A 14,704-nucleotide genomic window follows, 5' to 3' on the forward strand; every position below is an offset into this window, starting at 1 on the left:
TAGTACAAGGCCGCTGCAGCGGACAGATCGAGCTGGTCTACTACAGACCGCTCAAGAGGCACAATGAAGAGTAATAGTGTCAACAGCCACCGCAATGGAAATCAGAACACCAGACATAGAAGTCAAACCGGCTACAGGCAGCGCGACAGTGTCAGCAAAAACTACTAAAGGGACAAAATGAAGAGATCTTTACTACTAGTAACCGGCATTAGTTTAATCAGTTACTCGATACTTCCATCGCTTGCCATGGAGCGATCCGTGGATCAATTTAGCGAAGAACAGAAATATGCTTTGGAACTTGGTTTTAATTTTGGTGTATTGAAAACAATATGCGGCATGTTTGAACTAGGAGTGATATCTGAAAAAGAAGTAAAAGATTTCGAAATTGGCTATAGCGCCAGCATTAAAGAAAGAGAAAAAGGTGCTTCCTTAGATGGAGCGATGAGGGGTTATGAAATGGCCATAAGACCTTATCCAAATTGTCCTCTTCCTAGAAGAATCCACCAACAATAGGTTCGAGTTCTATAGGAAACCGTGCATTTGGACATTTTGTACATTTGCACCAAACCGCCACCATTGCGACAGAGGCAATACAAGGTACACAAGACAAATGATGCAGGCAGTCGAAATCGCCGTTCCCCCAAAAGCACAGACACGACGTTTTGTTTTTTTAAAGATACCTATAATTCCAAGAACAAGTGCGATAAGCTCAAGGCTTAGGCCAACACAAAATATCATCAAGGCAAGCATAACAACGCCATATGATGAAAGGAATACTAAAAGGAAGATGAGCGGAATTGGAATGAACGAAAGAACTAAAGACCAGATCCCAGCAGTAGATTCGCCTGATCTTTCCACTAGCGTTCGAGCTGATTGAACTTACTATGACATGAATGAGCAACAATAGGTTCGAGTTCCCAACGAAGTAGGAAGCTGCAGTCATACCAACGGTTCTCAGCGGTGGTTGGTATGAAATAAAAAATTGGTTGGTATTGAAGTCCTAAAACCTGTGCTGGAGCACCTAGTAAAGCGAGTTTAGCCGATCTATCTGGACTAACAAGCCAGCTAGAGAGGCACCCTATGGGGTAAATCCTAGGTCCTACTATATACGTATAGAGCTTCAGACAATTACATTATTTTTTTTGGGATTTTAGGACGGACACTTTCGTGCTTCTGTGTACTCGTCATCCCAAGTCCAAGCCATCCATCCCATTCGCCTCGCTTCCTGCATTCGATAGTCTCTGCCAGTCCGTAGACGTTGCATAGGACCATATACGTATGGATTGGCTTTCAGTCCGAACTGTTGCCACCACCCATCGACATAGAAGTGTGGTTGACACGATGAACAAGATCGCTCAAGTGCCTTAGAGACAGTCTTGGTATCGATACTCGCCTTGACTTGTGTTTCCTTACCGCAGTTATCACAAGTGATGATTGTGGTAGTTCTGTTGTCTACTTTAATTTGCTTAGCCGTTTTCATTATTATTTGAAGGGTGTAGTTTTAACCACATCACTTAGGACGTGGAAAACTCACCGAATGTGAACTGTCGGAATCGAACCGACACAAAGATCACCAGATGAACACTGTTCCTATCCACTAGGACACCGCCGCTCAAAAAGAGCTGGCTTTTTTAATGACATGATGAGTAGTTAAAACTTGATCCACCCTTCAAGTTCTATACCAATGGGTTCATCAATTCCATTGGCCAATACAACCAACAGGAATTGCACCTGCATTGAATCACTAAGAGGTTGTTGTCAATATTCAAAAATGTAGCTATGGATAAAAAAATACAAAAGACTCATGTCCGAAGAGCAACTCAAGGCATTCATCGCCAAAGTCAAAGCCGATACTTCACTGCAGGAACAGCTCAAAGCAGAAGGAGCTGACCCTGTTGCTATTGCCAAAGCTGCAGGCTTCTCGATTACCACAGAAGACTTAAAAGAGGATCGCCAAACCCTGTCTGATGATGAGCTGGAAGGTGTGGCTGGGGGAGGGTCAGGATACTGGGATTGTGGGAAGGAGGAGAGGAGAGGAAGGAGGAAGGGATTTACTGTTACTGAAGCGAACTGCCTCTGACAGGACATACCACAGCCTACACACTCAAAGCCCTTGCATTAGCAGGGGCTTTTTATTTCATCAACGAGTTCCATATTTGCTTAAAACGGCATCCGATACCTGGCACCATTGACTTGCAAAAGTTACCTTGATGTCTTATTTAGCAGGCAACAACCACCAATAGTTTTTCGTATTGATCACAAATTTGCCTCTAAATCCTTTTGCCCTAAAACTACTTATATTCCTAACTTAATCACCACAGCAACAGACGTGAATCACCATCACGGATGCCATTCGTCTTGCGAAATCTCACCGCAACCTGATGCCACTCCTCTGGGATTTGATTGAGCCGAACATCAAAAGCAAAAGGGAGTTGCTGTTGACCTGGCGAGACACGCTTTCCCTTGCTTCTACTGCTCCCAACCAATCGCTTCAGCATCCGTGAGCCCCAATGGCACTTCGCTCCTCCCTTGGCGTGATGGCGATACTTCTGGCGACACCGCCCTGGCTCGCCAAACAGGGTTTCGTTCTGCGGTGAGCGGCGGCGATAACCGTGGCAGGCAGGTTCATCCTGCGAATACGCCTCCGTCTCCACAATCACGCCCCACAGCAAGCTGCCATCCGCTTGGCGTTTCACCAACCTGCAGCCCACCAAGTCAGGTCCCACCACCTCTGCAGGACGGCAGAAGAAGGATTGAGGAAGAGCGGGGAAATCTTTGGTGATGCGCTGGGTGGCTATGGGCGTGGCTGGAGCGACAACCTTCTTCACCAAAGTCTGACAATGCTGCTTGGAGGAGCGAAAATTGAATTATCTACATTCTTTGCCTTATGTCAGAAGAACAACTCAAAGCGTTCATCGCCAAAGTTCAAGCCGATACTTCACTGCAGGAACAGCTCAAAGCAGAAGGAGCTGATGTTGTAGCTATTGCAAAGGATGCAGGCTTCTCCATCACCACAGAAGATCTAAACTCTCATCGCCAAAATCTGACTGATGCTGAGCTGGAAGGTGTAGCTGGTGGTGGAACTAAGGTGGGAGAATGCCCAACTGGAGCTTTAACCGTTCACTGCACATGTGCTAGCATGGATCCATGTAATTGAAGCTCTATAAAGTTGGAGTATCTGTAGTCATACCAATCTCTTTGATCTCTGGATGTAATGAATTGAGATTGATACCTATGCTCCCTATAAAGCTGTTTCCAGCTAATAGACATTGTATTTAACACATTGAATGACTTGTATTGATGACTGTGAAGGACGGTAATTTAAGTATGTCCATTCACACGTTCACTTCGCTCACTTAGGACATAAGTAAATAGAAAGATTGTGTCTTGTTAGAGACAGTAATTTAAAGATCTCCATTCACACGTTCGCTTCGCTCACTTAGGAGATAAGTAAATAGAAGTTGGTGTCTGTTCACTCGCTCGGCTTCGCCTCGCTCGCTCACCATAGTAGTAATCAAACATGTGTCTTTTAGGTTCGCAGAACCAAGTCTTCAAGACCTGTTAGCAATGAAATCCTTGTCTTGAGTAAATCATTAAACCTATTGATTTCATTGGTGTTGTTAAGCAAGTAATCACAGGCTTCAATCTTGAACAGTAAAGACTCAGCCACGCGTTCTTTTGCTTTATCGAGTGTACTCATTTGTTCCTGTTCTTATCCTCATAGAGTAGGAGGGTACAAGAATAATTCCTGTCATACCAAAGAGTCTCAGCGAGAGTTGTGCTCTGAATGGCTAAAAATATTTTTTAGCTAGGTCAGATGGAGTAAGCGGCATGAATGCCATTGCATTTCTAACATTCTCTATCTCCGAGGGGTGCACTACTCTGTAAATCCGATGCTTACTTCCTTTACTTGAGTCAAGCAAGCCTATACACTGAATAAAGCAATGATCTAGCAAAAGGTTAATGCATTTGAGCATTTTACTTTTACCCATCCCAAGTGTATCAGCGATTGCTTTATGGGACCAATTTGTAGTTCCACCACAATCACGTCTTTGAGCAAAGCTTCTTTTGTCATAGCGCTGGTCCTGATAAGCCGATTGATACAAGAGGCTGTAAACCGCAACCGATGCATAGCCTAGTTTGGCCACCTCTGTAATAGGAGGTACGGTGTCTTTCAAAATTACTGCCATTAATTTGTATATATACTTGTGTCCCAGATAGAACACTTTTGGGTACGTACTTCCACGGGTGTTTAAGTCTTTTCCTTGACTCTCGCGCTTCTCTCTTTAAACACTGCCGATCGCTTCCCCCTGTATACACTGCCTGTTACCGCTTCTCTCTGTATACACTGCGGACCGCTTCCCCCTGTATAAGGTGCGTGTTACCGCTTCCCCATGTATACACTGCGGGTTACCGCTTCTCCCTGTATAGGGTGCCTGTTAACGCTTCTCCCTGTATACGGTGCCTGTTACCGCTTCTCTCTGTATACGGTGCGGGTTACCGCTATCTGAACACATTGCAGACTGGGGCTCCCTGTATAGATGACATGTCAATGAGACCCGCCTTCGGCTTAGTGTGAAAGCGTCCAGGTCATTATTCTTGATTGCATCTCTTTCTCGAGATTACCTACTATGTAGTTCTCTTGTCTGCTCTCGCGATCAATGAAAGCAATCAGCTTGCTTCTGACTCCTGGGCTCGCTGCTTTATTGGTGGTCCCGCTTGAAGCGGTCGCTGGTGAGACTCAAGCTCTGCAATGTGAATCGGTCAGGCTTGAAATGGATGCCTCACTGGTTCAAAGCTCTAGTGATACAGAGCTAGAAGATGAGACAGAGATTTCTATTTTCATTGAAGATGGGACCAAATTTGGTCCGTATAAAATGAAAGCAGCTATGCAGGGTGAGATGGGTGGAACTCGAATGACAGCCTGGAAATACAAAGCACCAAACCCAAAGGGTAAGAATTTAACTCTCCGCTTGATGACAACGAGCAAAGACTCAGAACCCGACCTTTATGTGAATGGCACGAGGTCTTCTTGCAAGCCTATTTGAGGCTGCTTGTTTCCTCCTCTTCTTCCTACACGCTTAAAGGGTAAGCTCCAAAAGATTATTGAAACCGGCGCATAAAAAGAACGCCACCCTAAGCCAATAGCAAAAGGTTCCTCTTTGCACGTTATGTCGCCCTAGAAGGACCTAAAAAGCCTCTTGCTTTCTCAACCAGGATCCCGAACAGAGGCTGCCAAGACCGCTTGCAGGACCACAGAGCTGTCAGCCAGCTAGTCCCACCCTCACCCTTTCTTTCACACTAATCCTTTCCTCTCAATAGGAGGGTAAGAGTCAATCCAACCTTCGATATAAACATCATCCTCATTTGTTTCACTCAACAGTTCAAGCGGGAAATCGTTATACCAAGCGACGAACTCTTCACTCCCGATGTCACCATGTGGAGTTAGCTGGGATTGATTCATTGAGTCACCATCTTTGGAGAAACCACGACAATGCCTGATGTAGATTTCATGAGTATATTTAGATTGAAGTTCTTTTAAATCCTCCTCGTCAGAACCCATAAATATTCGACTGGCAAACCATTCACCATCTAATGGGTCTAGGCATTCTTTCAGCTTGTATTTATCAACCATCTTTTGGGATACATAGATTCTCCCATAATGGTCCTCATCCCAGTAATAGGTTCCGCATTCGCGGCGTTCCCATCCATCGGCACTGTCTACAATTTCGTTAGTCATCTCTCTAATACTGAAAGCTTCCCAGCTTAAATCTACCACCTTCCTTAAGAGCAGCAAACCAATCTAGAGATACTACTTTATATCGGAAACGGACAACCTTCGCTTTACAAAAGCACTGCTCTACCTTTGAGCTAATACGGCATTTGGAGTATGCTGGAATTAATTTATTGTTAGCATGATGCGTTGGACTCCACTCTTAGGACTTGTCTTCCTTGCTTCAGCAACACCAGCTTGGGCTGAAAAACCTTTCGCTGAGAGGGCTGCTGATTATCAATTTAACGCTGGATTGGTCTACGGAACTCTTGGAGAACTCTGCAATCTCAGAAACCTCAAAGAGATAAGTGAAGAGCAGTTCAATAGTCGAGCCACGACTTATATGAAGCAATGGAATGGTGTTCAATATGCTATTGACGGGTTGACTGCCATAAGGGAAGCCAAACCAAAATGCTATGAACTAATTAGAACAAGAGTTTTTAGAGTAGAGTCAGGTGCAAGTGATTAGAGGCCTCTAGAGACAAGCAGCCAGCACAGTAGATAGCTACATCCACTTCATCATTGATTCCAGAATGTAATTTTTAGTCTCGGTTAGATTCGCTGACGGATTCAGCTTTGATTTATTCGTTTGGTTTAGATGTGGGAATTTCTTTCGGTGTTGCTCTAATCCGTAAGCAACGACAGCATCCTTATCCTCTTTGCTCGGATTGTTTCCTGTTGCAGCCCGCTTGATCATGTTGTCGCGGGTATTCGTGTTTTCCATAATGATTGTGAATGTAATTTAATGTTTGCGTTGGTGTCCTCTGAGAGCCACTTGTGAGCGGCTGTGAGGCCCGATGAGGGAGGGTGAGGGGTGTGTAGCTTCTTCTTACCTCTTCGGCGTCAGAAAGCCATTCAGGCGTTATTTGCAGAGGTTTTTATGCTGTCATGTTGTTGCTAATAGAAGAGACTTGAAAACTAGACGGAGTAATTGTGTTTGACGTTGGTCTGATCTGAAGTGATATTTGCAAATAAGTAAAGGTGACGAGTCAGATGTCTGCAATCTCAATCACCTCAACCCGTGGCCGCTTCTTCCTGCCTACTGGAATTGCTTGTACTTCTTCAGCACGATTAAGAACATCATGCCTGTCATAATGCTTTTGAATGACATCAACACTATTGCCACACAGACGAGCGACAAGATACACATCTAGACCATCTGTAATGCAGTCCTCAATGAAGGTTGAACGCAGAGAGTACAGCGTATAATTACGCTCACTGAACCTGTTCCCATCTAATTTACTTTTTACAGCACCTCTAACCTCCTCCCATAAGCTATCGAGATAACGATAGACATACGGCCTTTCAAGAAGTTGTGCTGGGTTGCCAAACAAAAGCGTTTCTGGATAGGTGATGAGCCTCGGGTAATAAGCATCAAAGTATGAGCGCTGATACTTCATAAACTCAAGAAGATGCTCAGCAGCATTACTACGACACAACACATCTCTTTTCTTACCAGTTTTAGATTTTCGGATGTGAATCTTGAGCTTGTAATCATCTACCCAATCTTTCAGTGTTTCACTCCAGCGTTTTGGATTGGTGATTTCAATATCCTTGCGACGCACAGCCAGCAACTCAGAGGGACGACACCCACTGTTTTTAAGGATGTGCACCAAACCATAGAACATACGACGCGTGTACTCACCTTTCTTATTATTTTTACCAGTGACAAAGTGATTCCTAAGATGGTTATTAATCACTCTATAATCATGAGGCGTGATTGCAGGGTTAGCATCCAGGTCTTCCTCATTAACGCTGACCCTTGGGATAAAGAGTCTACCCATCGCGATCTCATTACTCAAGTATCCACGAGGCACCAAAAAGTGTCGGCAGAATACACCAATATCCTTGAGTTCTGATTTACGTGTATTCTTCCTGACGTCCATTCGGAATACTGGATAGTCTTCCCAAGTAGTTGGATCTATCTGATCTGGATACTCAATATGTTTAACCGCAAGATACGCCAACATCCATTTCAATGAAATTCTCCTCCTCTCGTGTGCTCGCTCGTTCTTCAATCCAGCAGAAACTCGCTGTGCTTCCCACTTAGTAAACTCAAGGACTAGTTCACCTATTGTTATATGCTTCAATTTTTTCGCATTGACACGCTGCGGTTTTTGCTCGAACGAAACAAGTGCTTTGTAGAAATTTGCTAGCGCCTCTTCTTGTGTTGTTGCACCATCAATTTTCTTAATTCGGTATCGCCTTTCGTGCTTTACCCATTTGCGCACATACCAACCTTCCTTACCTGTCTGGTAGCTGAAGACGCTGATGCCTTGTTCGACAGTGATGGACGACTTGATTGCTGGCATAGGCTCGCAGCATGGAAAAGACCCAAGTACTGCTTGTCATGTGCTTGTCTATCCATTCTACCTTACTTTTATTGGAGGCCAGAAATTCAATGACACTAACCCTTTACGGCGGTCAGCGCACCAGAGCATCGATGCCGCGCTGGTACATGGAGGAAAAAGAGATCGCCTACGAGCTGGTGGAACTGGATCTGAAGGCCAATCAACACCGCCAACCGGACTTTCTGGAGATCAATCCTTTCGGCAAGCTGCCAGCCCTTGCTGATGACAGCCTTTGCGACAACGAAGGGAAACCGCTGAAACTGTTCGAAAGCGGTGCAATCCTTCTGCATCTGGCGGACCGTCACAGTCAGGACATCCAATCCGATGCCGAGCGAGCCCTCACCAGCCAATGGCTGCTGTTCGCCAATGCAACCTTGGCCATTGCCTTGTTCGTGCCCAGCAATCGGGAGCGCGAATTCCCGCGCCTGATGGATGCACTGAATCAGAGGCTTGACCCAGCCCAACCACTGGTGGGTCGCCAGTGGGGTGCCGCCGACTGTGCCGTGCAGGCCTACCTGGCCTACCTGCCGATGTTCTTCCCTGAGCTCAACCTCAGCCCATACCCGACCATCCAGACCCTGATCGCCTCAGTGCAGCAGAGGCCCGCCTACCAGAAAGCGATGGGGCTACAAAGCTGAGCGCGTTCGCAGGCAAGAGCAGATAGGCCACTTTGCCTATAGCACACCTCGTAACGAGGCTCTATGACGTGATGACCCGCCAGCCGCGAACGCGTCCATCGCCAACTCATTCACCACGTCTATGCACTGCTCGACATCCTTTAGCCGTACGTCGGCCTCTAACCCTCAAGCCTGGTCATCATCGCGATCAGGACGAAGCTCCCAAGCCTTTGCAAAGCTTGTACCTGCTGGTTCATTGCATTACTTGATGGTCGAACAAGAGGTGAGGTTGCTCCAACGCTGCAGCAACGTGGCCAGCTGAAGCTGCCTCGTGCAGACAGAGATCACTCAACCTGCTCACCCTCAACACTGATCTCAAATTCAATGCCGAAGCGATGCGCCGTGAGACGAAAACGCCTTGCTAGCTCAACGAACAGCTTTTTCACCAAGGCATCGTCGAATTCATAAATCTCGAGGTTGGCCGTCTTGGCCACAGCCTGGAGATCCTCGATCAATTTCTCCACCCGAGGAGCGAAGACCTTGCCGAACCGGGCCCGCTTCTCTTCGGAACTGTTGAAATCAGGCAAGCCAGCCATTGCTGAATTGTGACGCCCACCATTTTGCCAGTGGCATCTTCGCGATCCAATCAGATCAAATCTTTTCCAAGCTGAAGCGTCTTGAGGTTCCACCCCCATAGCGTTCGGAGGTGATCAGCAAGGGTTCCACCTCCGACCTCAGCCCTCCTTATGCGTTCCAGCGGTGCCGTGATGGCGTTGGTGATCTATGCCAGCAACTCGGCAATATCTGGACGACCTGGCCATTTGCCGTAAGGTCCCTGCGGCAGCCAGGATCTGACTCTGAATCCAAGCACTGGTGGTGTTGATTGACCACCAGGCTGAGCAACGCCAGACACGAGCCCCTCTCACCTCGCGACACACCTTGCCACGACTGACATCTGACGAGCTGCTCAATGAGCTTTCAGGCCTTGAGAACCTCTTGATCGTTCAGGACCTAGATGGGGTCTGCATGAATCTGGTCAAGGACCCTCTCACGCGCACCATCAAGCGAAGCTATGTGGAAGCCGTGGCGCGAATGGCAGGTCGATTCTCTGTGCTCACGAATGGCGAACATGAGGGCAAACGGGGAGTGAATCGGCTTGTTGAGCGCGCCCTCGGGAACACTCAGCATCCAGGCCGTGATGGCCTCTACCTGCCGGGACTGGCCGCTGGTGGCGTGCAACTTCAAAACAGCCATGGAGAGCTGTCGCACCCTGGCGTGAGCGAAGCAGAGATGGCCTTTCTGGCGGATCTACCCGCACGCATGGAAGCAGGTCTCTTCCAGCGACTTCCTGCCCTCATGCCGTCCCTCAGCGGAGAAGAACTGCAGGCAGAGGTGCACAAGGCCGTGCTCGACACCCAGGTCTCTCCCACCATCAATCTGAACGGACTGTTCAGCCTTTGCCGCGATGACGTCAAGCTGCAACGCGCCCTGCAGGCCATGCTGCAGGACCTGATGGAAGAACTCCTCACGCTCGCAGCGTTGGAGGGTCTAAGCGATGCCTTCTTCCTCCATGTGGCCCCGAATTTAGGTCGGGATGCTGAGGGGAAGGAACGCTTGAAACCAGCTCAGGAAGGCGATGTGGGTTCTACCGACATCCAATTCATGTTGCGCGGTGCGATCAAGGAAGCAGGCTTGCTGGTGCTTCTCAATCGCCACATCGCCGCCCGCACGGGCAAGGCCCCGCTTGGGGATGATTTCAATGTGAGAACGGCACCACAAGAGCATCAGGCGTTGATCAGCCTGTGTGAGCAGGCCATTCCCAAGGAGCAGATGCCAGTGCTTGTCGGGGTCGGTGACACCGTCACGTCCACCCCGACCGCAGAGGGGAATGGCTGGCTACGTGGAGGGAGTGATCGCGGCTTCCTGATGCTTCTGCAGGAGATCGGTGTGCGCTATAAGCAACCGAACCGTGTGGTTCTGGTGGACAGCAGCGGCGGTGAAGTCGATCGCCCCAGCCTCTCCAACAACAGCCTGACAGGCATCAGCGATCCTGAGGATCCACTCCATTTCGATCTGCTCATGCCAGGAGGTCCCGAGCAATACGTTGCCTGGTTCCAACAACTGGCGACACGCACCTAGTGACTAGCTCGAGCAACCACCCGAAGCATGAAAGGTAGCGCTGTGATTGATGGTTTCCCACCGCTGACCCACTCAGCTTGTTCATCACTCCAGAGGCGTTGACCGGGAACGATCAAACGCGACTTCGAGGCATGGTCTGGCAGATAGGCCGCCTGGAAACCCTTGGCACGCACAAACAACCGCAGATCAGGGAACAGCACCCCATCAGCAGTTTCCACCACCTCGAGTCGTCCATCCTTTCTCAATCCGTAGACGATGCGTACATCAGCCATCGTCATGGCTCCATACACACCCTTGTAGTCAGCCGGTGGGGTCTCAAAGGAATGATCAAAGGCATGCAATCCACCGATGAAGAGGCGGAAGTCATCTGCGTCTGAAGCGGTGAACGGGCCGAAGCCAAACGTGAGTGTGCCGTCGTGACGAATGCCAATGAAGGCACGACCAGCGGCAGCTGCTCGGTTTCCAGCTCGTATCAATCGGTTGGTGAGTTTGAGGTCTCCATGGAGCACCATGCCGAGGGGTTGATCGGGATGGCCTTTCTCAAAGGTCGGTCCGGTAAAAAAGAGCAGAGCCTCGCGATCCGTGTTGGCCTCAAACTCCCGGCTCCAGCCTTCGTAGTAGTGAAGGTCGATCCAACGAGGATCAAGGATCACGCTGGAGTAGGCGATGGTGAGCTCACTGCCATCCTCCCTCTCAACCTCGAGGGACTGATCAGGCATAAACACCGCGATCTCACTGGGAGAAGGGGCTGGCGTGGGCTCTGGAGCGGGATCCTCACCAAAGACTGTTAATGGAAGCTTCGATGACTGCTGCAGCCAGGACGGTCCTGACATCAGCGTGGCAGCCACGGCACCAAAGGCCGCTGAAGTCAGCGCGATCAAAGCCAGCCAACGTCGCGGCACCCGAATGAAAGCGTGAGAACAAATCCTGTGGCCAGGGTCGAGGCTGCCGGCACCACTGTCAACGTCAATCGTGGCAGTGATCTCTCAGAATGACGTCTGATTCGGCCTACCACTGATCAGCGTCTCTCCAACGTCTAGCGACTGCATCACCACCACAGCGCCCTTCCCAACACTGACGCGAGGAGGGCTGAGAACACTTCAAGTGAATCTCGGCTACCGCTGCAATCAGAGCTGCAGCCACTGTCACGTCAACGCCGGGCCTTGGCGCACCGAGATGATGGCCGAATCGCAGGTGCAGTTGATCCCCCGCGTGTTGGAGCATCTGAACCTGAAGGTGCTGGACCTAACCGGCGGCGCACCGGAACTGCACCCCCTGTTTCGCCAGTTGGTCCGAGACGCACGCCGGCTTGGGGTGGAGGTAATCGACCGCTGCAACCTCACCATCCTCAACGAACCGGGGCAGGCCGATTTAGCAGCCTTCCTTGCCGACCAGAGCGTGCATGTGGTGGCCTCCCTGCCTTGTACCGAAAAGGGTCGGGTGGACGACCAGCGGGGCCAAGGGGTGTTTGAGCGCAGTCTCGAGGCACTGCACCAACTCAATCAGCTCGGATACGGAGACCCCCGCACCGGCCTCAGCCTGGACTTGGTGTACAACCCAGCCGGTCCCAAGCTTCCACCGGCCCAGGAGCAGCTTGAAGAGCATTACCGGGAGGTGCTGCTAAGCGACCACGGCATCCGCTTCAACCATCTGCTCACAATCACCAACATGGCGATCGAACGCTTCGCCAGAGAGTTGGAACGCAGCAATCAGCTGAAGCGCTATCGGGAGCTGCTGCGCCAGTCCTTCCGGGCTGAGAACCTCGAGGCTGTGATGTGCAGATCCCTGATCAGCGTGAACTGGCAGGGGAGACTCTTTGACTGTGATTTCAATCAGCAACTCGGGATCGCCTGCGGCGGCAATGTTCAAACCCTTGAGGATCTCTTGAGCATTCCTGCACAAGAGCTAGAGCACCAGGCGATCACCGTCGCCGAACACTGCTTCGGCTGCACCGCCGGCAGCGGTTCCAGCTGTGGGGGGGCTCTGAATGGAGGCAGTAATACCACCTAGGGTCATTCCAAAGAACCTTCTGGCTCGATGAGCGCATCAGCAGATTCAGGACCTGCCCACTGCGGCAGCAAGCCCAAGCGCTTCGCGATTGGCATCGCCCCCCTTGGCACTGTGTCCATCGGCATCGTGCCCATGGGGGTGGTCTGTATCGGTGTCGTGCCGATGGGAGTTGTCTCGATTGGCGTTGTCGCCATGGGCGTGATCAACCTTTCAGTCGTAGGCATGGGCCTCTTGGCCGTCGGCGTGAACACGATGGGGATCTGGACGGCAGGCCCGGTGAGCATGGGGCTGGTGCAACTCGATGGAAGCAAGAGCCACGACCACCAATTGCACAACCACACAACATCGGCACAGAAGTCAGAGCCATCGATGGCCTACCCCAGTCGCGAACAGGCGGAAGAGGAAGCGAAGAAGATCGGCTGCCAAGGGGTGCATGCCATGGGAGATCTTTGGATGCCCTGCGAACACCATCCAGGCAGCAACTGACGGATCAGGCAAACGCAGAAACTTAGCGACAGTCTGGGCAGATCCCTCTGACGTTCAGGGTCGATTCGATCAAGTCAAAACCATGTTGATCGGCCGCCGCTTGGCCGGCAGTGATCACCGGAATACTTTCGAACTCCTCTGTGCGACCACAACGGATACAGACCAGATGATGGTGATCGCCATGATCCGCAGAGGAAAGCTCAAAGCGGCGGCCGGCCTCGCTCAGTTCCAGCTCTTGGAGGAAACCCATGTCCACCAGCAGCCGTAAGGTGCGATAAATCGTTGCCAGTGAAACCTTCGCTTCACCTTCGAGCAACTGCTGATGCACGTCCTCAGCACTGAGGTGCCGACCTGAGCCCAAGCGTTCAAAGAGATCCAGAATGCGCAGCCGTTGAGGAGTGAGACGGCGACCGTCCTGATGTAATCCCTGCTGAAGGGGCTCCTGAACCGGTGTCGAAGACGAACTCGTTGCCATCGTCATTCGATATGGTCTTCTCAAGAGTAACCACTAATGAGAGCGGCCGTCAGCCCTGCAGGCCATGCGTGTTGTCCAGCTCAGTGACCCGCACCTGGTCAGCGCACCATCAGGATGGGTACGCCAGCGTCCGGCATTGCAGCACTGGCAGCTTGCCCTGGGCCAGGCAGCACTCCATCACCCTGATCTGCTGCTGATTACTGGTGACTGCTGTCAGGACGAGAGCTGGAACGGATATGCCCTCCTGCGTGATTCCCTCGATCTGCTGCCAAGCAAGACCAGGGTGGCCGTCCTACCTGGCAATCATGATCATCCTCAGCGACTGAGAGCAGCCCTAGGTCGGCGGGCCGAGATCGCACCAGAGGCCTTGCGTCTTGGCGACTGGACTGTGTTGATCCTCGACAGTCACTGGTACAGCCACGAAGGTGGACAAATTGGCAAGGGTCAGCTGCGCTGGTTGGAGACGCAGCTTCAGCAAGGCAACCTCACGTCAGGCCCCTTGCTGGTTTGCCTTCACCATCCACCTCTGCCAATCGGAGCGCCCGAATGGGATCGGATCGGACTCGACGACGGAGAAGAACTGATGCGATTACTGCAACCAGTACCGCTGCTACGCGCCGTTGTGTTCGGCCATCTGCATCAGCACTGGCAAGGCTCGATGCCTGAACGCAACGATGTCGTTCTGCTGGCTTGCCCATCCACGCTTTGCGCCTTTCCGGCACTACAGGCGTGCCCACTAGGACGCAGTCAACTGCCTGGCGGTCGCCTGCTGGACCTAAGCAGCAATGGGCGCCTCACACACACACTGCTGAGATGACCGATGCCCAAGAGGAGGTTGAATCCCTTCGGTCAG

The 14,704-nt window shown here is 50.6% G+C and carries 16 protein-coding genes; 10 read left to right on the forward strand and 6 right to left on the reverse strand.

The window, feature by feature from the left end; all coding sequences use genetic code 11:
• Window positions 1–246: 246 nt before the first annotated feature.
• Together DXY16_RS14270 and DXY16_RS03580 are read left to right on the forward strand one after the other, a co-directional pair.
• The gene (locus DXY16_RS14270) at window positions 247–513 is read left to right on the forward strand and encodes a hypothetical protein (RefSeq protein WP_137007008.1); all 267 of its coding nucleotides are present in this window, start codon (window positions 247–249) and stop codon (window positions 511–513) included.
• Between the two features lie 1,291 nt (window positions 514–1,804).
• Window positions 1,805–2,080, forward strand: a complete 276-nt coding sequence (locus DXY16_RS03580) for a Nif11-like leader peptide family natural product precursor (protein WP_244281524.1) — start codon at window positions 1,805–1,807, stop codon at window positions 2,078–2,080.
• A 232-nt stretch (window positions 2,081–2,312) separates the two neighbouring features.
• Here DXY16_RS03580 and DXY16_RS15085 read toward each other — a convergent pair whose 3' ends face one another.
• A complete protein-coding gene (locus DXY16_RS15085; RefSeq protein WP_244281525.1) occupies window positions 2,313–2,828 on the reverse strand; it encodes a DNA-3-methyladenine glycosylase in 516 nt (171 codons plus the stop codon).
• A gap of 59 nt (window positions 2,829–2,887) precedes the next feature.
• Here DXY16_RS15085 and DXY16_RS03595 point away from each other — a divergent pair, with 59 nt between their 5' ends.
• A complete protein-coding gene (locus DXY16_RS03595) occupies window positions 2,888–3,157 on the forward strand; it encodes a Nif11-like leader peptide family natural product precursor (protein WP_115119591.1) in 270 nt (89 codons plus the stop codon).
• A 1,504-nt stretch (window positions 3,158–4,661) separates the two neighbouring features.
• Window positions 4,662–5,048 (forward strand): hypothetical protein, encoded by a 387-nt coding sequence (locus DXY16_RS03600; RefSeq protein ID WP_115119593.1) that lies wholly within the window; start codon window positions 4,662–4,664, stop codon window positions 5,046–5,048.
• A 248-nt stretch (window positions 5,049–5,296) separates the two neighbouring features.
• On the opposite strand, the gene DXY16_RS03605 is transcribed toward DXY16_RS03600, so the two are convergent.
• On the reverse strand, window positions 5,297–5,740 hold the full coding sequence (locus DXY16_RS03605) for a hypothetical protein (protein WP_137007009.1): 444 nt from the start codon (window positions 5,738–5,740) through the stop codon (window positions 5,297–5,299).
• Between the two features lie 175 nt (window positions 5,741–5,915).
• Here DXY16_RS03605 and DXY16_RS14275 point away from each other — a divergent pair, with 175 nt between their 5' ends.
• Window positions 5,916–6,242, forward strand: a complete 327-nt coding sequence (locus DXY16_RS14275; RefSeq protein ID WP_137007010.1) for a hypothetical protein — start codon at window positions 5,916–5,918, stop codon at window positions 6,240–6,242.
• 520 nt (window positions 6,243–6,762) lie between these two features.
• Here DXY16_RS14275 and DXY16_RS03620 read toward each other — a convergent pair.
• A complete protein-coding gene (locus DXY16_RS03620; protein ID WP_115119599.1) occupies window positions 6,763–8,085 on the reverse strand; it encodes a site-specific integrase in 1,323 nt (440 codons plus the stop codon).
• Between the two features lie 89 nt (window positions 8,086–8,174).
• Between DXY16_RS03620 and DXY16_RS03625 the strand changes: the two genes are divergently transcribed.
• Window positions 8,175–8,762 (forward strand): glutathione S-transferase family protein, encoded by a 588-nt coding sequence (locus DXY16_RS03625; RefSeq protein WP_115119601.1) that lies wholly within the window; start codon window positions 8,175–8,177, stop codon window positions 8,760–8,762.
• 323 nt (window positions 8,763–9,085) lie between these two features.
• Here DXY16_RS03625 and DXY16_RS03630 read toward each other — a convergent pair whose 3' ends face one another.
• Window positions 9,086–9,337 (reverse strand): hypothetical protein, encoded by a 252-nt coding sequence (locus DXY16_RS03630; protein ID WP_115119716.1) that lies wholly within the window; start codon window positions 9,335–9,337, stop codon window positions 9,086–9,088.
• Window positions 9,338–9,680: 343 nt separating this feature from the next.
• Between DXY16_RS03630 and stpA the strand changes: the two genes are divergently transcribed.
• Window positions 9,681–10,880, forward strand: coding sequence for a glucosylglycerol 3-phosphatase (gene stpA / locus DXY16_RS03635; protein WP_115119718.1), 1,200 nt, complete (start codon window positions 9,681–9,683; stop codon window positions 10,878–10,880).
• Here the strand turns inward: stpA and DXY16_RS03640 are convergent.
• Entirely contained in the window at window positions 10,877–11,782 is a 906-nt protein-coding gene (locus tag DXY16_RS03640; RefSeq protein ID WP_244281526.1) for a hypothetical protein, read from the reverse strand. The two genes, stpA and DXY16_RS03640, sit on opposite strands and share 4 nt — an antisense overlap.
• A 112-nt stretch (window positions 11,783–11,894) precedes the next feature.
• Here DXY16_RS03640 and arsS point away from each other — a divergent pair, with 112 nt between their 5' ends.
• Together arsS and DXY16_RS03650 are read left to right on the forward strand one after the other, a co-directional pair.
• Complete coding sequence (gene arsS / locus DXY16_RS03645; RefSeq protein ID WP_371410859.1) at window positions 11,895–12,890, forward strand: arsenosugar biosynthesis radical SAM (seleno)protein ArsS; 996 nt, start codon at window positions 11,895–11,897, stop codon at window positions 12,888–12,890.
• Between the two features lie 27 nt (window positions 12,891–12,917).
• Window positions 12,918–13,376, forward strand: a complete 459-nt coding sequence (locus tag DXY16_RS03650) for a hypothetical protein (protein ID WP_115119608.1) — start codon at window positions 12,918–12,920, stop codon at window positions 13,374–13,376.
• A 22-nt stretch (window positions 13,377–13,398) separates the two neighbouring features.
• Here the strand turns inward: DXY16_RS03650 and DXY16_RS03655 are convergent, their stop codons facing one another.
• On the reverse strand, window positions 13,399–13,851 hold the full coding sequence (locus tag DXY16_RS03655; protein ID WP_115119720.1) for a Fur family transcriptional regulator: 453 nt from the start codon (window positions 13,849–13,851) through the stop codon (window positions 13,399–13,401).
• A gap of 64 nt (window positions 13,852–13,915) precedes the next feature.
• Here DXY16_RS03655 and DXY16_RS03660 point away from each other — a divergent pair, with 64 nt between their 5' ends.
• Complete coding sequence (locus tag DXY16_RS03660; protein ID WP_115119610.1) at window positions 13,916–14,668, forward strand: metallophosphoesterase; 753 nt, start codon at window positions 13,916–13,918, stop codon at window positions 14,666–14,668.
• The last annotated feature ends 36 nt before the right edge of the window (window positions 14,669–14,704 follow it).

Source organism: Synechococcus sp. UW105, assembly GCF_900473935.1.
GTDB lineage: Bacteria > Cyanobacteriota > Cyanobacteriia > PCC-6307 > Cyanobiaceae > Synechococcus_C.